The 25256-nt window shown below is 35.2% G+C and carries 19 protein-coding genes; 5 read left to right on the forward strand and 14 right to left on the reverse strand.

Annotated elements, in window-relative coordinates:
- Window positions 1-116 precede the first annotated feature (116 nt).
- From IGJ12_RS15950 to IGJ12_RS15960, 3 genes are all read left to right on the forward strand, one after another.
- Window positions 117-1067 carry a hypothetical protein gene (locus IGJ12_RS15950; protein WP_086332761.1) on the forward strand — a complete coding sequence of 317 codons (951 nt, stop codon included), beginning with the start codon at window positions 117-119 and terminating at the stop codon, window positions 1065-1067.
- 239 nt (window positions 1068-1306) lie between these two features.
- The gene (locus tag IGJ12_RS15955; RefSeq protein ID WP_086298851.1) at window positions 1307-1780 is read left to right on the forward strand and encodes a hypothetical protein; all 474 of its coding nucleotides are present in this window, start codon (window positions 1307-1309) and stop codon (window positions 1778-1780) included.
- 13 nt (window positions 1781-1793) lie between these two features.
- Window positions 1794-2219 carry a hypothetical protein gene (locus tag IGJ12_RS15960; RefSeq protein WP_086372436.1) on the forward strand — a complete coding sequence of 142 codons (426 nt, stop codon included), beginning with the start codon at window positions 1794-1796 and terminating at the stop codon, window positions 2217-2219.
- A 403-nt stretch (window positions 2220-2622) separates the two neighbouring features.
- On the opposite strand, the gene IGJ12_RS15965 is transcribed toward IGJ12_RS15960, so the two are convergent.
- The 6 genes from IGJ12_RS15965 to IGJ12_RS15990 form a co-directional block, all read right to left on the reverse strand.
- Window positions 2623-4878 (reverse strand): ATP-binding cassette domain-containing protein, encoded by a 2256-nt coding sequence (locus IGJ12_RS15965; RefSeq protein ID WP_086372947.1) that lies wholly within the window; start codon window positions 4876-4878, stop codon window positions 2623-2625.
- Window positions 4871-5302, reverse strand: coding sequence for a MarR family winged helix-turn-helix transcriptional regulator (locus IGJ12_RS15970; protein ID WP_016612169.1), 432 nt, complete (start codon window positions 5300-5302; stop codon window positions 4871-4873). Before IGJ12_RS15970 ends, IGJ12_RS15965 begins: the two co-directional genes overlap by 8 nt.
- A 386-nt stretch (window positions 5303-5688) precedes the next feature.
- The gene (locus IGJ12_RS15975; protein WP_034872249.1) at window positions 5689-6876 is read right to left on the reverse strand and encodes an AI-2E family transporter; all 1188 of its coding nucleotides are present in this window, start codon (window positions 6874-6876) and stop codon (window positions 5689-5691) included.
- A 594-nt stretch (window positions 6877-7470) separates the two neighbouring features.
- Entirely contained in the window at window positions 7471-10560 is a 3090-nt protein-coding gene (locus IGJ12_RS15980) for a MucBP domain-containing protein (RefSeq protein WP_430619193.1), read from the reverse strand.
- A 234-nt stretch (window positions 10561-10794) separates the two neighbouring features.
- Window positions 10795-10959, reverse strand: a complete 165-nt coding sequence (locus IGJ12_RS15985; RefSeq protein WP_223347136.1) for an N-acetylmuramoyl-L-alanine amidase — start codon at window positions 10957-10959, stop codon at window positions 10795-10797.
- Window positions 10960-11068: 109 nt separating this feature from the next.
- Window positions 11069-11422, reverse strand: a complete 354-nt coding sequence (locus tag IGJ12_RS15990; RefSeq protein ID WP_008381652.1) for a DUF7006 family protein — start codon at window positions 11420-11422, stop codon at window positions 11069-11071.
- A 761-nt stretch (window positions 11423-12183) separates the two neighbouring features.
- On the opposite strand from IGJ12_RS15990, the gene IGJ12_RS15995 reads away from it, so the two are divergent.
- Window positions 12184-12900, forward strand: a complete 717-nt coding sequence (locus tag IGJ12_RS15995) for a MerR family transcriptional regulator (RefSeq protein ID WP_086372438.1) — start codon at window positions 12184-12186, stop codon at window positions 12898-12900.
- A gap of 292 nt (window positions 12901-13192) precedes the next feature.
- Here the strand turns inward: IGJ12_RS15995 and IGJ12_RS16000 are convergent, their stop codons facing one another.
- The 8 genes from IGJ12_RS16000 to IGJ12_RS16035 all read right to left on the reverse strand — a co-directional run bounded on the left by IGJ12_RS16000 (window position 13193) and on the right by IGJ12_RS16035 (window position 24240).
- A complete protein-coding gene (locus IGJ12_RS16000; RefSeq protein WP_016612618.1) occupies window positions 13193-13486 on the reverse strand; it encodes an LPXTG cell wall anchor domain-containing protein in 294 nt (97 codons plus the stop codon).
- A complete protein-coding gene (locus IGJ12_RS16005) occupies window positions 13483-15855 on the reverse strand; it encodes a WxL domain-containing protein (RefSeq protein WP_223347137.1) in 2373 nt (790 codons plus the stop codon). The genes IGJ12_RS16000 and IGJ12_RS16005 overlap by 4 nt, the downstream gene beginning before the upstream one ends.
- A 52-nt stretch (window positions 15856-15907) precedes the next feature.
- A complete protein-coding gene (locus IGJ12_RS16010; protein WP_016612620.1) occupies window positions 15908-16654 on the reverse strand; it encodes a WxL domain-containing protein in 747 nt (248 codons plus the stop codon).
- 137 nt (window positions 16655-16791) lie between these two features.
- Window positions 16792-17820, reverse strand: a complete 1029-nt coding sequence (locus tag IGJ12_RS16015) for a DUF916 and DUF3324 domain-containing protein (protein WP_086298853.1) — start codon at window positions 17818-17820, stop codon at window positions 16792-16794.
- A gap of 1323 nt (window positions 17821-19143) precedes the next feature.
- On the reverse strand, window positions 19144-19758 hold the full coding sequence (locus IGJ12_RS16020; RefSeq protein ID WP_008381639.1) for a hypothetical protein: 615 nt from the start codon (window positions 19756-19758) through the stop codon (window positions 19144-19146).
- Window positions 19759-20314: 556 nt separating this feature from the next.
- Window positions 20315-21166, reverse strand: a complete 852-nt coding sequence (locus IGJ12_RS16025) for a helix-turn-helix domain-containing protein (RefSeq protein ID WP_016612623.1) — start codon at window positions 21164-21166, stop codon at window positions 20315-20317.
- Between the two features lie 269 nt (window positions 21167-21435).
- Complete coding sequence (locus IGJ12_RS16030; RefSeq protein ID WP_430619194.1) at window positions 21436-22638, reverse strand: hypothetical protein; 1203 nt, start codon at window positions 22636-22638, stop codon at window positions 21436-21438.
- A 1014-nt stretch (window positions 22639-23652) separates the two neighbouring features.
- The gene (locus IGJ12_RS16035) at window positions 23653-24240 is read right to left on the reverse strand and encodes a TetR/AcrR family transcriptional regulator (RefSeq protein ID WP_051154589.1); all 588 of its coding nucleotides are present in this window, start codon (window positions 24238-24240) and stop codon (window positions 23653-23655) included.
- Between the two features lie 249 nt (window positions 24241-24489).
- On the opposite strand from IGJ12_RS16035, the gene IGJ12_RS16040 reads away from it, so the two are divergent.
- A complete protein-coding gene (locus tag IGJ12_RS16040; RefSeq protein ID WP_016612626.1) occupies window positions 24490-25134 on the forward strand; it encodes a GNAT family N-acetyltransferase in 645 nt (214 codons plus the stop codon).
- Window positions 25135-25256: the final 122 nt, after the last annotated feature.

A 25256-nucleotide genomic window follows, 5' to 3' on the forward strand; every position in this document is an offset into this window, starting at 1 on the left:
CTACGTAAACTTCAGGTTTACATCCCTTCGTAAACCTGAAATGTAAACAGATTAGTCCTTTAAAGTAAATAGATATGTGTCATTATGAAAATGTAAATGGAAAAGGAGTGTGAATGATGAGAAAGAGAATATTTAAAAATAAAAAAACACCATTATTATTTGCCATACTTTCAACAGTTGCATTATCCATAATTATTTTTTTAGTTTTGCCCGGCCTCTTATTAACTAATCCTAAGTCCGAAGAAACTCAAACTATTGTTTTCGAAAACACCATAAGTTATGGATTACGTGATAGTAATGGTCAGATAGTTGATGTAGGTACACAAATAAACCAAAGTGGCTCATCTTCATTTTCAGGGGATCTTGAAATTATCCAAGATATGGAGGGACAATACCTTTATTACTTAAACATATTAAAGGACTTGCATGAAATTCCCTATGAAGTTAATGGAGAAGAAGTTACTTCGGCAAACATATTTTCATTGACCAATAAACAGAAAATAAATATAGACCTTTCAATAGACAATATTTCTGAGGGAAACGAACTAATGATTTTACTTTTTAAATATCCGAAATCGAACGACTCGATGACCTTAGAAAGAAGTTTAGAATACTCAGTTATGGGACTAAGATTCAATTTGACTAACAACAGTACCTATCCTCAGTCCATTAAATTTCTTAATGATAATGATACGAACGATTACAACGCCAGAATTTCAATGGTAAATGTTCAATCTTCAAATGAAGCGATCCTCGAACTTGAAAAAAGATCTAATGACAGTGTGGAGCTTCTTTTGGGACAAACTAGTAATGAGAACAGCAGACACTCAATTCTTCCCTTTATAAATGGCTCTCTCATAGAAAAAAATGAACTGCCTCCAAACACCGTGTATGAAATCTCTGATAATAAATTGTATAGGATTCCGATTAAAATTCCCGTCACAAAAAAAGAAAACAGTATTTTTCAATTAGTTGATGTTCTGTCGCCATATCAAATGGACGATGGGATATATTCTATTACTGAAATTGATTTCTCAAATCCTGTACTCATAAAAAATAGTAAGTAGGTGGAAAAATATGAAAAAAACAGCAAATCTCGTAAATAACTTAATTTTCGCATATTTCGTATATTGTATATACGTCATAATCTCGCCAATAGTTGTTCCGTTTATTTTCCAGTTATTGTTAGCAAAAGAGGTTCCTCTGGATACAGTAAATCACAGTTTCTCTTTCGTGAAAGCAGTATTATTTATTGTTTTCATCTTGAAGGGTAACTTTGAAAATAAAAAGAAAGAAGGTCATCACAATGAAAAAAGCACTATATAAAATGGGGGTACTGGGTCTCTTACCACTTACAACACTACCAGGTTTTGCATACGCCTCCGAAGAAGGTGGAAATATTCAAGAAGATCCAATTTTAGAAGAAATAGTCATCTCGAATAGTGATTCTAGCTCCATGACAGATGGGGTTTCACGGTCTTCCATCAAATGTACTACGACTGCTACAATCCATTACACACTCGCTCCAATAAGTGCAGCGTCCTCTGCAACTGGAGAAGCGGCTAAAATGATGGACAGTATCTTTGTACGATCACGGCTCTACAATTCAAACGGTGTACTGAAAAATGATAAGTCTTCTACTAAAACAAAAACAGCGTATAATTCTGTTAAAACAAATCATGCCCCAGTAAGTGTGTCAAAAAACTATACCTATGCAAATTCAACATTTAAGAAATCAGGTTATTCAACGGTCACTCATGAAGTTAGAGCGAATCAGTAAAGGAGAATCAATAATGAAAAGAAAAATTATACTTTTTACATTCTTGCTAAGCATCTTAGGATTCAATGTCTCGACGACAGCCCTTGCAAGCGAACAAGGAAATCTACTTGAAGTTGTTGACTCAAACGAAGCAACAATGTCGAATGCACTCACACGCTCTTCTATTTCAGTAAAAGGAAATCTATCAAAATCTAATCTAGTTTTTGTGGCTACTTCAACTGCTAGTCAAACACAAGATTCTATCTGGTCGAAATGTGAGTCTTATACATCTGGAAAAAAACTCATAAACAGCGATCAGAATACAGTAAAAAATAGCAAATATGGAAGCGCACAAGCAACGTTTGGTATACTGCACACTAGCCCTAAATCTTTAGGGTATCATCAGTTTAAAAAATCAGGCTACAACACTGTAACATTAACAACAAAATATAATTGGTAAAATGAGAATGCTTTTAATTCAATCACTGAATTAAAAGCATTTTTTGTGAGTATGGAAAATAAGAAATTCTATTTTCAAACTATATCTGTATAGTTACTTACAATAAAAAATAACCATCACTATGAGCAAGGTATCAAATACTATTAAGTATCTGACCACATCCAAGGTTTGTCCAAATACTCATAAATCTAAATTTTCATTGAACAATGATTTAGTTACGAGTTTATGAACACAAAAATAGAGTGACACATATAAATTATTGTATCTAAAAAGAGTGTCCAGAAATTCGTCACTTTCTTAACACTCTTTGTCGAAAAATTAAGAAGATCAAAAGCTATTAAATTTCTGCCCATCACATAGCTGTTAAAAAAATCATGAACTGAAATTCTTATAAACACCTTTTTTAATTGTTGTTTTTTGTATATCTTTTCAGATGTTTTGCTGTGTATGAATCTTCTAACGTTAATAAGTCTATTGGGTACCCTTGAAACAATACTTTACCTCCAAAGTTCCCCCCGCCAGGTCCCATTTCGATAAGCCATTGAGCCTGACTAATTATTTTGAGATTGTGCTCTAGAACAATCAATGTATTTCCTTTTTGCAAAAGTTTATTTAACAATAATAACAACTTGTCAATATCCGCCTCATGAAGGCCGGTAGATGGTTCATCTAATATTAGACAGTTAGAAGTATCTTGAGCAATTATTTTTGCTATCTTTAAACGCTGAAGTTCTCCACCAGAAAATGTATCTAGCGACTGCCCCAACTTCATATACTCTAGATGAACATCCATGAGAATTTGCATCGTTCTGATCAATAAGCGATCATCAAACAAATCTACTGCTTTTCGAACTGATAATTGTAAAATATCGTAAATAGTGAAACCATGCCATAAAATAGATAAGGCTTCATCGTTATATCTTTTTCCTCGGCATTTCTCACAAACTTGCTCTGCATCCCCCATAAAAGCCAAATCCATTTTTATCACTCCTTTGCCTTTGCACAGAGGACATGCTCCTTTACCGTTATAGCTGAAAAGAGAGGCACTTTTACCAGAACATTGCGCGTAGATGCTCCGAATTTTATCAAAGACATTTAGATACGTGAGAACATTTGAGCGAATGTTGCCATTTATCTGACTCTGGTCTAATATACTTGCTTCAGGATATTTTTTTTTAAAAAGATAGCGAATGAGTGTGCTCTTCCCAGAACCAGCGACTCCGGTTACAACCGTTAATGCTTGTTTTGGCAACACCACAGAAGCGTTTACAACATTGTGCAAACTAACCTCATTTAATTCGTAATAGGAAGAAAATTGTTGTCTTTGTGTATTAACGTTCAACTGATCTGCCAACGCTCTTCCAGTGATGGTGTTCGACTTCAGTAGTTCATCATAGGTTCCTTCAAAGGTGATTTTTCCACCGCTATCCCCGGATCCTGGACCGATCTCAATGATATGGTCTGCAATTTGTATAATATCCGGATCATGGTCAACAAGAACAACAGTATTTCCTTTATCTTTTAACCCCCTAATTATCTTTGCTATTTTTTGAATATCTTCTGGATGGAGTCCAATACTAGGCTCATCAAAAATGTATAGAATATCACTAAGTGCACTGTTAAGATGTTTAACCATTTTTATTCTTTGAGATTCTCCACCAGATAATGTTGCTGTTGGACGGTTAAGAAACAAATAGCCTAGGCCAACCTCCTCCAAACTCTGTAGTTTCTTACTTAAATCTTTCAAAATCACCTGAACAGCAGAAGAATGAATCTCTTTAATAAATTTGTTTAGTTCAGGAATAGGCATCCTCACACAGTCTGCGATCGATTTTCCATTTATCTTTGCAGAGCGAACGAGTTTACTTACTCTAGTGCCTTGACAATTGGGACATTCTTTCACTTGCAGAATGTGATTTAATGGTGCACTATATTGCGTGCTTTCTTTTTCGATAAAATTTTTGGTAATTCTGGGAATGATCCCTTCATAACGTGCAGTTTTTGGCCATTTATTCGTAGGATTACTTGGAGTGCTGCCGAGATCATTTAGTAAACGGTCCAATTCTTCTGCTAGGTAATCTTTAATTTTTTTATTGTTATCGAAATTACCAGATTCTGTATACCTAGACAGGCGCCATCCTCCCGGTTGAAAAGTAGGAAATTGAATAGCTCCCTCTGATAAAGATTTGTCAAAATCGATTAACTTATCGACATCAATCTCTTTGACCTCACCTAATCCCTTACAAACTTCACACATGCCCTTGGGATTATTAAACGAATAATTCATAGAATATCCAATAAAAGGGGTTGCAACCCTCGAGAATAGCAGCCTTAAACTTGAATATATATCTGTTACAGTTCCAACTGTGGAACGTGCATTTCCTCCTAGTTTCTTCTGATTAATCACAATAGACACTGGTAGATTTTCTATTTTATCAACGATTGGTTGAGAATAGTGAGGTAGTAGCTGTTGGATATAACTCGAATAGGTCTCGTTTAGTAATCGTTGGGATTCAGCTGCTAAGGTATCAAATACCAAAGAAGATTTTCCCGAGCCTGAAACACCTGTTACGACAGTTACTTGATACTTAGAAAGTTTCAAAGAAAGATTTTTTAAATTGTTTGTTTTAGCTCCTTCGATAGAAATGAGATCATTCATCATACCTCAGCCTTTCCGTTTTAAGCGCTTCTAAATATTTCTTTGCTAGTTCAGCGAACTGCTCTTTTTCCTTCCGATTAAAAACTGCATTTGCGATTTCAGATAAGTGCGTATGTCCATTATCAATAGTTGTTAATAAATGACTTCCCTCTATTGTCAAAAAAGTGAGTAGTTCTCGACCATCTGCATCATTGGGTTTCTGTTGAATATAATTCATTAATTTTAGCTCTTTTAACGCCTTTGAAAGTTTTGTCCTACTAATTCCTAGCAAAACACTCATTTTTGACGGGCGCATCTCAGTTTCAGAATTTAGAATATTTAAAATATCATATTGAAGCCAACTAATTGTTTTAGGATTTAGTCTGGTTCTTTCCGCCACCAATTCACATTGTAAGTTTACTAATACCTCTTCTAAATTATTCATTGAAAACTTCCCCTCAAATTGATTTCTATTTGGAAACTATATCATTTGGGAAATCAGATGTCAAATAGGTAGTCTATCCATCTGGCGCTTATCATTGTTGTGCGTTGATTCCTGCTTAGTCAAGCAGCCTCTTTCGTAGAAAAACGACAAGTTATTGGAATGGCTAAAAAGGAGTCATGATCCAATGAATTTCTGACACTGGAAAACTTAATTATCGGAAATTCATCGGCCCAAACTAAAAATAGAGTACTCAGAAAATAGATATTTCCAAGCACTCTATGTATTAAAATTCTTTCTTTCACTATCAAAGCAAATGATTTAACTCAAACGATCAATTTGAGCAGGACATGCGTACTTGAATTCATTTGTTCAACAGGTTTCCCTCGTTAACCATGGCTGCTTTTCTTAGTGTATGATTCTAAACTAAATTCAGTTTCTTCATAAGGAACATCTTCCGCATATATGCGATTGTATCGCTGCTTAAATTTTCGAAACCCAAACACCACTAACACTTTCACGATTGCATAAAGTGGTATACCGAAAATCAACCCAAACATGCCGAAAAGTTCACCCATTATCCATAGCACAAAAATAATTGTTACTGGATGGATCACCATATGTTTTCCCATGACCTGAGGTTCGATCAGCTCCCCATTTAATAATTGAACAACGATCCAGACAATGCACAACTGAATGAACATCGTAGGAGACGTCATGATTGCAATGATTGCACAAGGGAAAAAGGCGACAACCGGTCCGATATAAGGAACGATAGCTGTTGCGCCAACAAGAAATGCTAAGCTTCCAGAAAAAGGCATGTCGATAATTAAGAAGCCAATAAAAGTCAATGTTCCTATGATCACACAAACGACTAGTTGGCCCTTTAGATAGGCGCCCACCTGATTTTCCATTGTCCGAATGATTTCTTTGACTTCATGACGTAATCTAGGGGGGAAGATACCTAAAGAATACTCTACAAATTGACGGTCATTTTTCAATAAAAAGAACGTGATGATCGGCACTGTCAATAACAACAATAGGACATGGGTAATCGTTGAAAACACTTGTGAAGCACCGAAAATAATATTGCCCAGATATACGCCCACATTATTAGAAACTTGATTTATCCAATTCGCCAGAACCTCGAGTCCCTCATGATATGCTTGTTCATATCTAGTATTTTGTATAAAAGTTTCTATTACTCGTTCAGCTTCAATCAAATAATTTGGGAAGTTTTCGATCAATCGTTCAAATTGTTGGATAAGTAACGGCAGTGCGAGGGCAGTTGACAAGATGAAGGCAGCAGTAAGTGTGCATAATGTAATAATAATACTCAGTACTTTTGAAAGTCCTAGCCCTACCAAAAACTTTACAACTGGTTTAAGTACAAAATATAAAACGAGCGTCATAGTTAACGGAGGAAGAACCACCTGAAATACTTTAACTACTGGCTCAATCAAAAAGGTAAGATTTTTGAACAGCAATAGTGTTGCGCCACCTATAAACAGGACCGCTAAGATGTATAAGAGTGTAGCCCCACCCAACATTTGTATCACTTTATGTTTCTTTTTCATTTCTTCTCCCCGTTCTTTCATTATCTAAATCAATCTTCTTTTCTTGTAAAGATTAGCTCACCCCAAATGGACCTTTTCATTCACTAATCTCCCCCACTTGAGGATTCGATGCGATTTGAAATGAAGACAACTTTTATTTAATAATCTTACCATAATTAGTCATAAAAATACCTCTAAGCTATATCTCTAGCCTAGAGGTGTTTTTCAGATTGATTAATGAGCTATCTTCTCTATATTATTTGACAAACTCCCTTTATTATTTTAGTATTTTCAGAACTTTTTATAATCATTCACAATAAATAAATTTTAATTATCAATGAAAAATCAGCCTCCAAAAAAATTATACCGTTAGCTTAAATGAACATAATAAAAAGAGCCTAATCAAAAATGAAAAACAGGTGAAACATTAATGAATCAAGAACTTTAAAGTTTGCAATTCCTTAAATGAATTATTCTTATATTTAGCGACTCCTATTTTATCTAGACATAGATTTCATTGTAGGTTTCTATACACAATATCGAATAGTATTATTAGAAATTTGATTCAAAAAGAGTGTCCAGAAACGATCATTTTCTGAACACTCTTTCTTCCTCTTATCGATTACTTCTTTTACGTTTTTTAATTGCTACAAATACGAGTGTGACTAACAAAGCTCCGACACTACTTAAAATCAGTTGTCCTTTAATCTGTTGTCCAGTTTTTGGTAAATGATTATTTGAATTACCATTGTTCTTAGGATTATGCGCTTTAGTGTTATATACGTACACCACTTCTTGTCCTGTATCACTGAAGGTGCCTGAAGCATTATCTGGGGTTTCTACTACATACCACCCTGGGATCTCTTTGGCTTCGCTTGTATATGGTAACCCTACTTTTCCGCTTAATACCGTTGGGTCTGCCAACTGATTCCCTTCGGAATCTTGATATTTCACCGTGACTGGTGCTGCATCGCTGCGTTCGTACACGTACACCACTTCTTGCCCTGTATCACTGAAGGTGCCGGAAGCATTATCTGGGGTTTCTACTACATACCACCCTGGGATTTCTTTGGCTTCGCTTGTATATGGTAACCCTACTTTTCCGCTTAATACCGTTGGGTCTGCCAACTGATTCCCTTCGGAATCTTGATATTTCACCGTGACTGGTGCTGCATCGCTGCGTTCATATACGTACACCACTTCTTGCGCTGTGTCACTGAAGGTGCCTGAAGCATTATCTGGGGTTTCTACTACATACCACCCTGGGATTTCTTTGGCTTCGCTTGTATATGGTAACCCTACTTTTCCGCTTAATACCGTTGGGTCTGCCAACTGATTCCCTTCGGAATCTTGATATTTCACCGTGACTGGTGCTGCATCGCTGCGTTCATATACGTACACCACTTCTTGCGCTGTGTCACTGAAGGTGCCTGAAGTATTTGTCGGTGTTTGTGCTACATACCACCCTGGGATCTCTTTGGCTTCGCTTGTATATGGTAACCCTACTTTTCCGCTTAATACCGTTGGATCTGCCAACTGATTCCCTTCGGAATCTTGATATTTCACCGTGACTGGTGCTGCATCGCTGCGTTCATATACGTACACCACTTCTTGCCCTGTATCACTGAAGGTGCCTGAAGCATTATCTGGGGTTTCTACCACGTACCAACTAGGGATCTCTTTGGCTTCACTTGTGTATGGTAACCCTACTTTTCCGCTTAATACCGTTGGGTCTGCCAACTGATTCCCTTCGGAATCTTGATATTTCACTGTGACTGGTGCTGCATCGCTGCGTTCATATACGTACACCACTTCTTGCGCTGTATCACTGAAGGTGCCGGAAGCATTATCTGGGGTTTCTACTACATACCACCCTGGGATTTCTTTGGCTTCGCTTGTATATGGTAACCCTACTTTTCCGCTTAATACCGTTGGGTCTGCCAACTGATTCCCTTCGGAATCTTGATATTTCACTGTGACTGGTGCTGCATCGCTGCGTTCATATACGTACACCACTTCTTGCGCTGTGTCACTGAAGGTGCCTGAAGCATTATCTGGGGTTTCTACTACATACCACCCTGGGATCTCTTTGGCTTCGATTGTATATGGTAACCCTACTTTTCCGCTTAATACCGTTGGGTCTGCCAACTGATTCCCTTCGGAATCTTGATATTTCACCGTGACTGGTGCTGCATCGCTGCGTTCATATACGTACACCACTTCTTGCGCTGTATCACTGAAGGTTCCCGTCGGATTACCTTGAACTTCTTTTATAGTATACCCGTCTATTTCTAACTTATACTCTGGCGTTGTTGCATCAAAAGATTCACCAATATTACCGCTAATTTTTTGAGAAGGCTTCAATTCATTCCCTTCAGTATCAATATAACTCACCGTAACATCTGCAGCGGCTTCTTGATGATTGATCGAAAATTGGTGCAAATAGGTTCCTGAAGAAATGGCGTAAAAACTATATCCATCTGGTTGAGCATAGGATCCGGCAGGATTATTCAGTCGTGCGTTATACTCCATTGTTTCGATACTTTCAAATTCACTTTGAGTAACCCCAGATACAGTAATCCCATCTTCTGTAATACTTAATCTTGAGGAGGGTACCTGTACACCATTCAAATCAAAGTACGTCTGACTAGTACTATTCGATTTTGTAAAAGGAGGCTGATATCCATCAAAATTTGTTAAACGATTAGGCATAATGGAAAATGGAACAAAAAATGATTGATTATCGGGATCGTAATTTAACTCTTTTGCAGATAATGAAGTAATCGCATCATTTCTTCCTGTGTTTTGGCCATAAGCAGCTAAGTTTGATAATTTGGGAAACTCATTTATCACAGTAAAATCTGTCACGCCACAGAACTGTATTCTTAATTCTGTTAGATTTGGTAATGCAACCAGAGGTGCAATTGTCGTAATATTCATATTGGACTCGAAACTTAGCGACTCTAGTCCTTTCATATTAACTATTTTTGAAAATACAGCATCGGTTACATTTGCGGAACTAAGATTTAATCTAGTTAAATTGGCACCAAAGTTTGGTACATTATCATCCGTTACATTAGCACCCATCAAATATACATAAACTAAGTTATTTAACGAAGTGAGAACGGAAAAGTCAGTAACCTGATTTTGGCCGCTCATATAAAATGATGATAGATTTGTTGCATATTCCAAGCCTGTCAAATCAGCAATAGCGGAATCTGCAGCGTAGATATAGAGAGTCTGAAGTTTGCTCATCTGTTCCTTCGTGATTTCGGACACATCTATACCTAAAGATTTAGCAACTACGGATTGTAGTGCTGGATCCGGAAGCCAAGCTGCAAAATCTTCTTGATCATTATTTACTGCGACCTCAGATGGATTTGCAGAACTTTGACTTGTCGTCTCATTTTCAACTTGGCTATTCCCCTGATCTTCGCCAGAATATTTTGCGTTGTTAGAAGAGCTTTGCGTTGTTGTTTCTTCCGTGGATTCATTATTATCTTCTGTCGAAGTATCAGAAGATTCACTTTGCGTTGTTGAAGAATCCAGCGTTGTAATCGAATTACTCATATTTTCAGATTCTTCATTAGTTGCTTGTGCTACACTTTCTTGTTGCTCATCTGATCGAACATTCACAATGGGAACAAAAAAAGAAGGTACTATTAAACTTGCCAAAGATATGTAGGAAAAAATTTTCTTTTTCATCTGCCAACTCCATCGTGGTATTTTTTTAACCACCTATTTTTATATCTCATCTATTGTAGTAATAATGTATTCTATAGTAAATACTTTTCAAGCAAGGACAGAGTTCCTTCAACCAAAAATAATCATTATTTTTATAAGATACTTGGTATTATGTAATAATAGTTCCTCTTTGTTTTTTAACAACCCCAGAACAAAATTTAAAGAATGAAAGTTTCTATCTTTGTTAAATGATAGTTAGTGAAAGTCTTCCCGATGTGGACCAAACGTCGAAGAGATGCCCAGATTCATGATAAGATAGATCATTTCTGCATTACCTTTGACCAATTCTGCTTTTCCCGTGTCATAGTTGGTAAGTGCATAGGATTCAATAAGCACGTTTAGCTTCTCGCAATTTTTCACGTCTGTCCTCTATCGTTCGGTTAGAAATTTTATTACGTCTTCATAGGATTCCATACCTGACTTCAAAATATATTATAAAAGACTACTTTTCCTTGATTCTTTTTCCAGATCACTTTATTTTAAAAATTAGTGAATGGCTAGTTACATCATTCAATTTATATCCACATAATTCTTTATTGTAGTATGGATAATCTTGTTCTACTATTTTTAACACTTCTTCGTCTGAAAAATCAAAATCTTCAATAGTGATAATGAGTTCTCGTAATAATACTAACTTAGAATCTATTCCCATAATTATTGGAATATCAATCCAAAAATTCGCGGACGTTAATGCTTCTATCAATTCTTTTAATTTTTGAACTTGATTTTCAATATAATTTTTTATCAACGGATGTGCTTTTAACTGCTTTTCTTCAAATTGAAATTCTTTGATATATTCAGATAGATTACTGATTTCGATCATAATTTTCGTCCTTTCCAAAATGAAATCAATACTATAAGCCGGTTTCATTTATTGTTTTTCCCTAGATGAAAGCCTCTGAAAGAAGATGCTTCCTTTACAGGTGAACAATGACCTATTTGAAAATTAAAAGAAAAACGCAAGTTGTTTGTTGCGCTGAACTATACACATTAAAGTTGGTTTGAGGTCTAGTTTTTAAAAAGCAATCGTCCTCTTAATAAATAACTGAAATTTCACTCGTTATCCAAATGCCAAGTACTATAAGATCTATAATCTAAGTGGATTGGAAGAACCTTTAAGTATTTGTAAATTTTTATTTATCCTTAGGTAAGAAAGCTCAATTCAATGACAATGCTTTTTTTATAGAAAATGAGTTTCTTTATTCATTTCCTACTACAGCTTATTAATTCCCCTTGAATCTATACCTCATTAATACTACCCTTCGCTTTATTTCAAAATACGAATTTGTTGATTTTTTAAACCTTCAAAATCAACAGTTGGTGATTTATACAAAATAGAAGAATTGCGTTTTTACTTTCATAATGTCCTGACTGATTAGTTGATAGAATTAAAATAATGCATTACTATTCTTTTAAATAGAGTTGAAGAATATGGTCTATTTGTTTATAGTATTTTAGAAAGTTAAGATTACTTTAATCAAATTTCAAAGTCGAAGATGATGTGTTCTACTACTTATATATCTCTATAAGTTACAAAAAAGAGGAGGAATTGTTATCTCAAATAAAAAAAGAACGATAACGGAAATTGCTAATCTATTCAATATTGAACCTTCAACTATACGGTTTTGGGAAAAAAAACAACTAATTTCGTTGAGTAGAGACGAAGAGAATAACTACAGATATTTTGATGCTCATTCTATATTACAGTTAGTTGATATTACTTTTTTTAGAAACTTAGAAATTCCCATTACCGATCTAACCCTTCATTTAAATGGTGATTTGGATCAAAGAAACCAAATATTAAACAATACTCTTATTACCGTTGACAACTGGATCAAACAATTAAATGCTGTATCAAAAGTACTTAATACAAGAATAAAGGATATTGCTCATATCAATCATTGTTTAAACGGAGAGAAAAACCTAAATCTAGAGTTTCCTTTTTCGAAATTTGAACCTCTTGATCTTTACAAAAAAGAACACATTTCTTCTTTATTAAATAATCCAACAAATTTTTTATTATTATTTACTGGAGATCATTTTGATACCATAACAGAAGAAATTGGCATTATAGACATTCCCAATAACACTATTCCTAAAGATCTCCTTGCGGAATCAAGTGAAATATACTTTGGTGGGGCGTTAACTGTTGATAGATACGACTATAGTGAAAATAACTTGAATCAGTTATTGGATGATATACAAGATTCTGCCGATTACTCCAGTGTAGTCGCACAGTACATCGTCGGAGGTTTAGAAAATAATCGGCCTATTGACTACTACTTTTTTTGGCTTCTGTAACTGATCATTATCTATGAAAACAATCAAAGCAGAGGGATTAAAATGAACATTTTCTAAGTAATCATTCCCAAAGTTTCATCATGTATGTAGTATTATTTATCGTAGGAATGATTTCCTAAACACTACACTTTTGCAATCTATTATTTCTCGATTATCAAGATATTCCTTTATAAAATGATGTTAAAACTACTACGTTACTTTAATTGCTTATTATTAAGATATTAAGGTACTATATGTTTCTATTATATTTTTTCATATTGTTAAACACCAAAACATATAGTACCGAAAAAAATCAACTTGTCTTTTCTTTCTTTTTTATTAACCAAACTATTAAGATTACGCTGCCTCCCAAAAAGCTCATTGAAGAAATTACTCCTCCTGTTTGTGGCAGACTCTTCTGAATATCTATTTCTGATGGTTGACTATCTAATTCATTTTGTTCAGAACTTACTGTCTCTTCTCTCTGATAAAATTGTACCCCCGCTTGATTCTCATAAGTAGATGCTTCTACGCTTGGCAAAGAATTTGAATAATTCATATAAAGAGAAATTATACTGAAAAAGAGTACGATTAGTATTTTCTTCATTCGCTTCCTCCCAACGTAGGATCACCCACTAGTTCCCAAGTGATCACTGAGCGATACGTCCCATCATCCACTGGCGTATTCGCCGGCAATCTCAATTGAACGCCTGTCAAAGATCCATTCATTACTTCCCCAATTTGAATCTCTGTTGTACCGTGTTCTCCTTCATATAATTCATTGGGATTGCTCATTGCCCCAACTAACTTCGGAGTGTGGCTCAATACAATGTCTTTTGACGGAACCGTTAACCCCGTATGGACCGTTTCTTGGACACTTAAATCTTTGAGTATCATCGTTGCCCCAGTCAACACTTGCTTTTCTGAATTCACAAATGGACTAGCAGAAACAAAAATGGACCATTGCGTAGTATTGCTGTAATCATCAATCGTAATGGTTGGTGCGTGTTCACCCTTGGCCGCTACCTCTTGATGGCGGCTTGATTGCTCAATGATTCCAAAATTAAAATTTCCATTCGTTACATTAGCCAGCTCCAACCGACCTGGTTCAACCGTAAAAGGCACTTCATAATCACGTAGAATAAATTTCCCAGTACTCAAACGTTCTTCAACACGAATAATTCCGACTACTTGTCCGATTTTGGATGTATCGGGATATTCTTGAAAACCGCTAATCGAGACATGACTGGTGTCAGAAAGATCTAAATATTTTGATATGTTTGCCTCCAATTCTTTTTCAGACATTCCTAACTGAATAGTGGTAGGATTTGGGTGTGCTCGATCAAATGTCAATAGGCTGTATCCATTACTTGTCAATTCAAAATATGCACGATTATTCAAGCTATTTACTCTTTCAGATTCAGAATGGGGGGCGTCATATTTTCTGAGTCGTGTAGGTTCACGATGATAGACTTCGACAATATCGCCAACTTTAGCATTTGTCTCCCCAAAACCGTTCCCAAAGTCAGAAACAGCTGAAGCAATCGTTTGAGTTCCTCTTACATCATACGAATAGGTCAACGTATCAGTGCCTATGACACGCCGCGTGTTATCACCTAAATCATGTATGCTAAAGTTATAATAAATACCAGAAAAATTGTTGTGTACATTTCCTGTCGTGCTTGTCGTTCCTCTTCGAGCAGTGATAATTCCAATGTCGGAATGCCAAGTGTAGATCCCAGCACTATAGTCATTAAACCCACTGAATCTTATGGCGTTTCCGAAAGTAACTGTAATTGGTATCTCGAGTATTAATTGTTGACTAGTTCTGTTATGGTTTAATACTACAGAAGCACTGGTTGTTGTTCCGACAATACTCGTATCTGGAGATTTATTTATATTAAGGGTATACTCATCACTTGATAACAAGCCTCCATTAAGCGAAACATTGGTTATGGCCTGGGTAAGCTGACTTTCCGTCAATCGACCACCTAAATCAATTGTTTGAGGCACAACTTCTGCTGTCAATGCACTCTTCGCATAAACATAGGTCACTTCGATGACTCTTCCTAAAATATAGTTTCCAGAAGCTTCACCTCTGATTTCTAGAAGATAAAATTCGTCCAAATTTAAAGCCTCTGTTGTATATTCCGCCCCTGGCATCCCAAGATTTGACTCAGCATCACCTATCTCCTTTCCAGACTCATCAATATGAGTTACATTGAGTATTCCCCCCAAGGCCATTAAACGTGTACTGGATGTCACATCCGGTTCTCTTCTAACCGTATCGCCACGCATATTTACGACAAATATTCCGAAAGTAAGTTCCCCAAAATCGAAATATCCTCCTAAACCGTCAAAGATAATATCTACAGGCGCATGTTTATTAACAAAACCAAAAATTTCAAGAGTAATCCAACCATTTCCTGGAGAACTATCTGCTCTCGTTCGAAAATCTACATAATCAGACCTAATGTCCGTAAAAAAGGCAGCACTGATATCATTTCCATGCGCATCAACCGCTCGAACACTAAATCTTGAAAACTGATTACTGATTCCATAAACACGTGCCACATTGTACGCTCCGGGATTCACTCCGTTAAACGCAGTCGTAAGTTCCATATTAATAGTAGCGATTAGAATTGGTTCATCTATGTGCCAATCACTTATTGTGCTAGTGACAATGCTAGTTAATCTTTGATTTCTTTGCAATTGATCTTCAATAACTCCCTCGACAGTATCTTCAATTGATGACTCTTCCAGATTTTTTGCACTTGTTTGATCAGAGGATCCATCTGATTCTGTCTCCGATTCTTCTCCCTGCTGCTCCTGATTATTACTAGTTTCTTGGATCTCTTCTTCGTAATCAGATTCACTCGTAGACTCTTCGATCACAGTGGCCACAACGATCGCGGGAAATAAAAAATGAGTTGATAGAACTAGGCTCAACACAAAAACAAGTAAGACTTTTTTCATTGGACTATCCCTTTCTCTTTGGTTTCTGTACTGGAGAATAGGGGACATCCCCTTATTCTCCAGATGCGTTTGTTGGATCCGCGACCAACTCCCAAACTAGTGCAGTTGAGTAAGCCGTATCATTTTTTGTGGTATTGGCTGGAATACGTAAGACAACGCCATCAGTCTGTCCTTCTGCATTCGCATTCCCCAGAGCTAGTGTCCATGCACCGGCACCCTGTGAAGCATTGGCGGTTGCCAAAGTTTGTGCGGCTTCTCCTAATACAATCTCGTTTTGATTCGCAATGGGCGTAGCTGATGTGGGATTCACATAACGCAGACCACTCAAGGTGATCGTTGCTCCTTGCAGCTCATGTCCGCTTGCATCACTCAATTGTTTAGGCTGTGAAACTTGCAGCTCCCAGCCTAATCGATCACTCCCACGACGATCTTCTGTTGCGACAAATGGTACCCGTCCTTCTTCTGATGTACCAGAAAATATATGGTCCAATCGTGCCTCTTGAACGATTTCACTTGAAATATTCGGAATCTTACCAAAATCAAAGTTTGAAACATAATTGATTCTTAGTCGGCCTGGGTGGGGGTTAACTGGTACTTCAGGATCTACTTCTTCTCCTGGATTTTCTGGATCTGGAATCACCGGATTAGATGAATCATTTTCTAAAATAATCACCGTTCCCTCTGTCCTTGCGTTCGTCGCATCCTCATACTCTACTTCTGCTGCCTGACTAATTAATGTACCTAGTCCCATACTTCCCGCTAAAAGTGCTGCTGCTATTGTGATTGTTGTTTTCTTCATTGTTCATCCTCCAATTTTTTTGTTTTTTCTTTGTTTTGTTCGTACGTGTTGCTTTCTTATTCTCCTTTATTCTCAATTGATTTAGTATTTTTCCCCTTCCGGTTTCAGCTGGATGAACACTATAAACCAGCATTTTTTTAGAGCGATTCAGCCTTCTTTCTCCCATTAATTCTAATCCATCTGCCAATAATCAGGAGAATAAGAAGTCCAATTCCCCCTAAAATCAGATAAGATAGATAAGGCGTCCTCTCATCAATATTCACTGCACTTTGGTTTAACTGGCGGGCTTCTGACGCGGCAATCGTGAAATTTTCTTCAAAATGATACTCCTTCCCATCTGCTTTTACCCTCATTTTAAGAACATAGTCCCCAGCCTTTATGGGTCGTTCCCCCGTTGGTATACCAAAATTAAAATTAGAATTGGGCGCCATGCGAAGATCGTAGACATCGTACGTATAAATCGCTGCTTTCCCCCCTTTTTCAGTCACAGTAGATTCAACACTCATATTGCGAACAATCGATGCTGCACTATTTTGAATGTTAGCTTCAATAAAGTTTCGATAATTTCTTTGTCCTGTTGTAATGTCTTTTAAATGCAAGTCATTTTCAACTGTTTCCCCGTCTTTTTTGTTTAACAAAATACCAACGGTGTACGCAACTTCATGAACTACTGTTTGTTCGCTTATATTTTTAACTTCTTCCATAAACCGAATCCCTCCGAGAATGTCTCCCGCCCAGTCTTCTTCTGGGAATAAAACTACTACTTTCATGGTGACAAAACCTAACGCTGGAATCGTACGTTTTGCTTCGTCAATCTTGACCAATTGATCCATTCGATGCGTTAATGAATCATCGTACGTGTCTTCTGCCAAATAACCAGGGATACCATTTTCATTGGTGGAAGCGGGATTCACCGCAGCTTTTACCGTAATTGCTACATCAGACGCATTATAAATCCTAATAGAAACTTCACGTTTTTCTCCCGGCTGACCGTCGAAATGGTAATAGCCTTGCGCATTTACATTTCCATCCTCATCTAACGTTTGAATCGAAAAATTATTCACCTCATCTGCATAGCCTGTTTGATAAAAAAAACCAAGACTTAGGATTACCGTAAATAGAATCCATCGGATTGCGTGTTTCTTTCGTTCTTTCTTTGTTTTCAATATAATTTCCTCATTTCATAAAAGTGAGATAGTTCATTATTAAATATTTAATTCACAAATTAATATACGGGTTAAACCAGGTTTAAGGTCAATGCCTTTTTTTCAAAAAAAAACTACAAAATAAAAAAAAATTCAAAAACAGACTTGTAAATGCTGATTTATTAGGCGTTTTCCGGAAAATAAATTAAAATGATCTTTCTTAATTTTTATAAATTAGCATTTATAATAATCAACAGTCTTATTATTTCCTTTCCCACTTGAAATATATTGAACAATTGATTTAATAAACTCAGCTCTATAGAATCCTTCTCTCTTAACACGTACAATGTACTTTCTGATTGCTTTCAATATCAACTTCTAGCAATCCGTCAAAAATAATCTGAGCGCTCGCCACTTTTTTTCTAGAGGAGCTTTTTGATTTACCGATAGGTTGAATGATAATCCCATCTTTCATTACGTTTGTTGAATTTTGTTCAAAAAACAATACAAAATACGCAACGGTAGTTACGTATTGTTACATATGTTCTTTCCGCAACAATTAAAGTGTCTCTATTTCTATAAACTTTCTTTTTAAATGAACAATATTTTGTATATCAATAGACACAAAACGAAAGCTACGTGCTTCAATTGTCATAAAAAAAGAGGGTCCAGAAACTAGTCATTTTCTGAACACTCTTTTAATAGTTTCATAATGCACATTCCATTATCCGAAATTTATTTTTGCGCAACATATTTAGCTGCCAATAATGATTTGTATATTTCATTCGGCAAAAAATCCATGGAATATACTCTACTGTTCTCTGAAATAATACCTTTTTGATCTAGTTATTGAATTACTTAAGGAGTTATGAAATAAGTAACTAGAAAGGATCAAAACCTTTTAAGTTTCTGTTCACTTTTGATGAGCTGTTCTAATACTCACAAATCTGATTTTTAAGTGAACAATGAGTTGTATCCGATTCTATAGATACAAAAATAAGCTACTCGTTCAGAAAATAAACGAGTAGCCTTGAACTGCCAAAATCTCTAAGGTGTAAATTCTTTAATTTTGTAAAAAAATGATTATTGATACAAGAGAATTTCCTTAACAATTTTGATTGAATCTACCATAAAAAACGATCTTCCTACTTAAGTACATAAAAAAGGTATCTAGAGAGGATTCATTTTCTAGATACCTTTCTTTATAAATAGTTCCCAGCGAAAGGAAACATTGCTCCTAAAATATAAGCGTATGTTCACTCGTTTTTCTATTATACACTCAAAAAATTATTCAAGCAGCACGACTATTGCAGGGAAAACCGAATCTATCTTAGAGATTCTATGCTATTTTGCTTTGTTTGCTTCATCGACAGCTTGTTGCGCTTTTTCCTTACTTCCATTGCTGTCATTAGCTTTACTAATTGCGGCTTGCAGTTCACTGTCCACTTGACTCAACGCATCATTGGTATTATCGACGTCTATGGAGCTATCGCTTAAACCGGCGTCCGCAGCAACTGCGTTCGCATAATCCTTTAGCTTCGTATTTGCAGATTCTAAATCTTTTGCATATTGCGCTACCTTATTAACATTGGCGTTCGCACCACTTACAGCAGCAGAAGCTTCACTATTTTGGGCTTGCACGTTTTCGATTGTTTCATTGGCCGCTTGTAAATCACTTTCCGCTTTTGCTTTTGCTGCTTCAGCTTCCGCTTTTTCTTGGACTAGTTGTGCTATTTGGGCTTTTTGACCTTTAATCTCTATCCCCAAAGCGCTTAAAACTTGTGCAATTCTTATGGAATCGTCTTTTGTCCCCAAAAAATGAAACGTCGTTGCAATCGCTGCATAGGCGCCCACACTAAATGAAAAGATCATTCCCAGTGCAGCAAGAGCTAGGACACACCCTTTCTTATGCTCTTCAATATACCTTCCGATCCTTGTTTGTTTCCTTCTTTCTCTCATACACTTCTTCCCTCTCTCATTTTAATTATTTATACTTCTATCTTTCGATAGTTTTTTTATATTGTTTGCTAACTTAGACGATGATAGTCGCTACTCACTCTCTCATTACCCTTTGTTGAACAGCAACTAAAATAAACTCAGTTACAAATCGACTCCATCCCATCCATAAATGAAAAATGGCCAATATCAATGTCCTAGATTTGATTACAAAGTAAATCATCAGAAAACCAGTTCTGCCGGAACACTATTGTGACATTAAGCACAATGTATAGTTTATCAAACCTCGTTTGTTCGAATCATTTTGGTCTGGTATTTCGGACTTTCCAGATTTGCTGAATTCCACTTTCCTTTTATAAACCTATGAAAATAAGCAATAAAAAAAAGAGTTCAAAAACGTTTTAGTTTTTTGAACCTTTGCTTCTGTAATCCCCTATACTTTTTGAACTATATTTACACAAAGCGCCTATCTATGAGTCACCTTGCATGGCGCTGTCTTAAACATTATATTTAGTAGCTTCTAACTTCAACATAGATTTAATACACTGGAATCAGCATGTTACTCCAACAATAACGAGAACATTTTTGATAAAGGTGCTTGATCAAGTTCAACCATGATGTCTAGCATTCTTGTTGCCATTGTTCTTCCCTGCTCCTCATTGACTGTCCTCATAATCAGTAATCCTTCAAAAAATTTGTACAGCGTTCTCGAAAAAAAGTCTTGGAAACTGGTGGATAACAACCCCAATTGGGTAAGTAAAACTTCTGCAAACTCATACTGATTTTTTACAAATGTATATTCAATAATATTAATCAGGAGACCACAATATACTTCTCTGCCTTTCTCAAATTGAATATAATACTCCAGCAGTTTAGAAACTCTTTTAAAAAAGATAAATATAAATTCGTGATCTAAAAAATCTAGTGTATTGGCAAATAAATGTATTTCTTGAAGCGTCCAGCTTTCAATCCCCATTAAATAGGACAAAATCAGTTGCTTATCTTCTTCTAAAACGACAGCGGTATTGTATACTCCATAAACTTCTAAATGCTGTAAAATTCTTATTCTCGAGCGTACCTCAGCCACTCTGATCGCATTTATTTGTCCTGATTTTCTTTCTAGTTCTTTTAAAAGTAACGCTAATCCTTTTATGTCTTGCTTATTAGATAGGTTGGCGTAATGATAAGTGTAATGATTTTGTTCATTTAATTTATAGCCATTGGCAATAAACAAGAACTCGCTAATATCCATAGACAAGTTTTCTAATATCTTAATAAGGACATCAGAAGATATATTATGTTTCCCTTTCTCAAATTCAATCGCATATGATTTTGAGATAATATTTCTATAGACTTCTTTTTGACTAAATCCTTTTTTTAGCCGTATTTCTCTAATCGTTTCTCCAAACATGCATTATCCCTCTCTAAAAACGTGATACATTTCTAAATAAAACTGAGTAATACTAAAGTGCATATCATAAAAAACCATTTCATAAATTATTCTCCTTTTCTATTTTTGATGTTCTATGGCACCTAAAGATTATGCTTTCACTGAGAATCTAGACAAAGACTGATCACAATAGCTTCAGTCTTTGCCTATTTTGATTTCTATACAGTTTCTGCGTACCCGGCAGATGACGTTTGGAGAAAATTATTATCCAAATCAATTAATTAAATTGATTAGTTCTTTGTTTTCTTCACTCTTATGCTAACTACACCTAGGACACTTATAACTAAAAAACCTACAGCTTGTAAAATATTGGAAAATAGCGTACTTTCACCAGTCTTTGGGAAAGTATGACCGTTGTTTTTAGATAAAATATTAGAAAAAGCAGTGTCTTTTTTGATAGCTCTCATGGGAACGCTTTTTTTAGCTGAACTTAAAAACCTAACAGGTTTCGCTACAACATCCGTTTTTGTCTTTTCTTTTGATGTTGATCCATTTGTTCGGTTCGATCCTTTTCCACTAGTTTCGGCTATCCTTGTATCTTCTTCGGACTTTGTTGCTTCTGTTGTGGTTGGTACGGCTTCTTTTGTGATCGTTGTCGTTCCTAATGTCGGATCTGTTGTTGTTGGTTGTTCTACAGTTGCTTCAACGGTCATTCCCGTTTGACTTTCTATTGTTGATTCATTTGTTTGGTTTGATCTTGTCTTTGTGGTACCAGCCATTCTTGTATCTTCTTCGGGCTGTGTTGCTTCTGTTTTGGTTGGTACAGCTTCTTTTGTGATCGTTGTCGTTCCTAAGGTCGGATCTGTTGTTGTTGGTTGTTCTACAGTTGCTCCAACAGTCATTCCCGTTTGACTTTCTACTGTTGATTCATTTGTTTGGTTTGATCTTGTCTTTGTGGTACCAGCCATTCTTGTATCTTCTTCGGACTGTGTTGCTTCTGTTTTGGTTGGTACAGCTTCTTTTGTGATCGTTGTCGTTCCTAAGGTCGGATCTGTTGTTGTTGGTTGTTCTACAGTTGCTCCAACAGTCATTCCCGTTTGACTTTCTATTGTTGATTCATTTGTTTGGTTTGATTTAGATTCTGTGGTACCTGCTGTTGTTAACATTTGTTGGTGTACCGATGTTCCTTCATCTTGCACTTGTATTTGAACTAATTCGTTCGGTTTGTCTGAGTCAGGTTCCTTTAGTTCAGGGTAATATGATGAGCCTTGTATTGATTCTAATGAATCGGAGACGATCTTGCCGTATTCTCTTGTTTCATCATTGAACCAGACATTGCCGTCCTTAGACCATCTATCTCCCTTATCATCAACTGCTCGGCTTTCACTTAAACGTGTAACATGATGACCATTGATTGTATCCGCATGAGCTTCCGCTGCAAACACTAGAATAAATCCCGCAGCTAAAGTAGTAGTTATAACTCTCTTTTTCATTATTTACTCTCCTATAAATTTCTAAATAAATGTTTCAGCTGAGCATCATTGTGATAAAAAACACAACCGAAAACATTTTTAAATTCATTCCTAATTTTCTGAAACTAATCTTGCAGTTTTCATTATAGTCTCCTTTAAATAAAATTTGCATTAAGTCTTATATTTGAGACCATCTTATTGGCCATATTTAAAATATCTTAAATATAGATCTTTTATAAATAATTCTGTTTATGAGTTATCCGTAAAAAGGGTCATAAACTATTAAGTTTCTGACCCAATCAAATAATTATTCAATCAACCATAAAATGATTTTTCAATCTAAAAATGAGTGATTTACGATTCTATGGTCACAAAACAAAATGATTGATCTCAATTATTTTATATAAAAAATGAGTTCAGAAATTAAGCATTTTCTGAACTCTCTTTTACACTTACCAATCACCTATATATTATTATCAAGTTATTACTTTTTAACTTATTTTTTACAACTAAATTTTTATTCATCACCAAGACCAGGATTATCCACTTTAAATTCGTCGTCTCTTATTTATCTTTGTAACTTCAATAATTAGTATCTGAATTGATTCAGCAAATCGATAAAATAATATAAACACAGTTACTTTCATACCAACTTTTATACTAAACACTTAATTGAAATCTATTGAAAATTAGATTTATTTAAGTGATATTCTTTTAATTTCCTGTTCCAAAGCTCTTTATCTACTCCATCTATTTCTCTAATTACTCTAGCAGGATTGCCACCAACGATAGTATTTCCAGGGACATCTTTCGTTACTACAGATTTTAAGAATCAGGTTGTGATTAATAAAAATTACACTATCCAATCATTCAACTCTTCAAATTTCCCTAATTTATCAAAGTCTTATCTTAAATATCTTTCGTTCTCAAAAACTGTCAATGTGGAATTCGGTATCACTTTCACTAGATTTAAATTTCCTTGTTCAGTCAAAGCGTTGTATCAGTGTAATTGTTTATCCATAGGTGAACAATAAATTATAGCTTCTCTGTTGCAATATTTTTAGATAAATAGTATTCAAAATTTATATCCATAGATAGTAGCATACCGATAAACTCTTCCTTAGGACAATTAAATTCGGATTCTATCCAAGATTTTATCATAGAAAGAAAGCCACTTATATGATAAACACTATACAGATTCATCTTAAAGCCCACAGCATGGTCTCCATATACTTCTTTCCATTCATCTGAAACAGATTTTTCCAAAAAATTGGTTAAATCTGAGAAGAATTTTGTGTCGTAATCGTTTCTAAATACCATTTTACATACTGATTTATTGTTTATAATGTACTCAACAACATGCCTAAAAAATTCTGTCATTCCATTTTTTTGTTTATCCATTATCTCTTTCAAATCTTTCACAACACTATCTTCAATTTGTTCATATAAGTCATATATATCTTTATAGTGACTGTAAAATGTAGCTCTATGAATATCCGATTTGATACACAATTCTTTAACTGTAATTTTCCTCAACTCTTTGCGTATCATGATTTCTGATAAACCTTCTTGTAAAGCTTTCTTAGTTTTTCTAACACGAGGATCTTCATTAGTGCTTTTCATATATACCTCCATTTGTTTACATATATTCGATGGGAATATTCAGCATAAATATTAACGCTAATATAATTATGTATATAAGAAAATACTTTTCACAAGCTTTTTATTCAGTATTGTACACTACATATAAAGATTGTCTATTAAGCGACACTTGTACTACTTATTGAATATTGTATTGAAAAAATCAGTAGATTAAACTTATGACTATAAACATATTTACTACATAATTATGATTAGGAGTGAAGGGCAAAAATGATAGAATATAAAAAAATGGAGAAATCCTACCTTTATCAAGCAGCTAGAATGAATGCTATTAGTTTTTCTGATTACCCTCTTGTGGGTAAAATTCGCAACGAATTTGAAAGTAACGAAGCTTTTATTGATTTTTTGACTGAAGCTCTTAAAGTTTACATCTATGCTCATAGTAAGAAAAATACAGTCTTTTTAGGTTTTGAAAACAATAAAATTAGATCTTTTGCTATCTTAGTTAGTCCTCGTGATAAAAAAGTAAATTTCTTTGATTATATGACATCTGGTGGAGTAAAACTATTAACAATGGCTCCTATAAGCAAAATTTTCTCACTATTACAACTGTTAAGCACCGGGCATAAAGCTGTAAATAGTTTTGCAGGAAAAACGTGGATGCTAGAATCATTGGCTGTAGACTCTTCCCAACGAGGGAAAAACTATGGAAGTAAAATGATCAATGATTGTCTTTTACCATATATAAAAGAAAATAAGCCCCAAAAAAGAACAGAGTATTTCATCACATTTACTAATACTGAACGAAACAGACGATTCTATTCTAAAAATGGTTTCTTTGAATTCGATTCATCGGTAATTAAAGATGGTAATCAAAATATAGGTAACTGGAGTTTTAAAATGGATATCAACTAATTTATCTAATATAAGTTTCTATCGAAAAGCAATCCGGAGTAAATTTGATTTAAAAAACTATATTCTAAGAATTGAAGCTTGCGGCGAGTTTCATATACTCACAAATTACAACCGAATCTTTA

Source organism: Enterococcus sp. DIV0802b (genome assembly GCF_050543535.1).
Lineage (GTDB): Bacteria > Bacillota > Bacilli > Lactobacillales > Enterococcaceae > Enterococcus_D > Enterococcus_D entomosocium.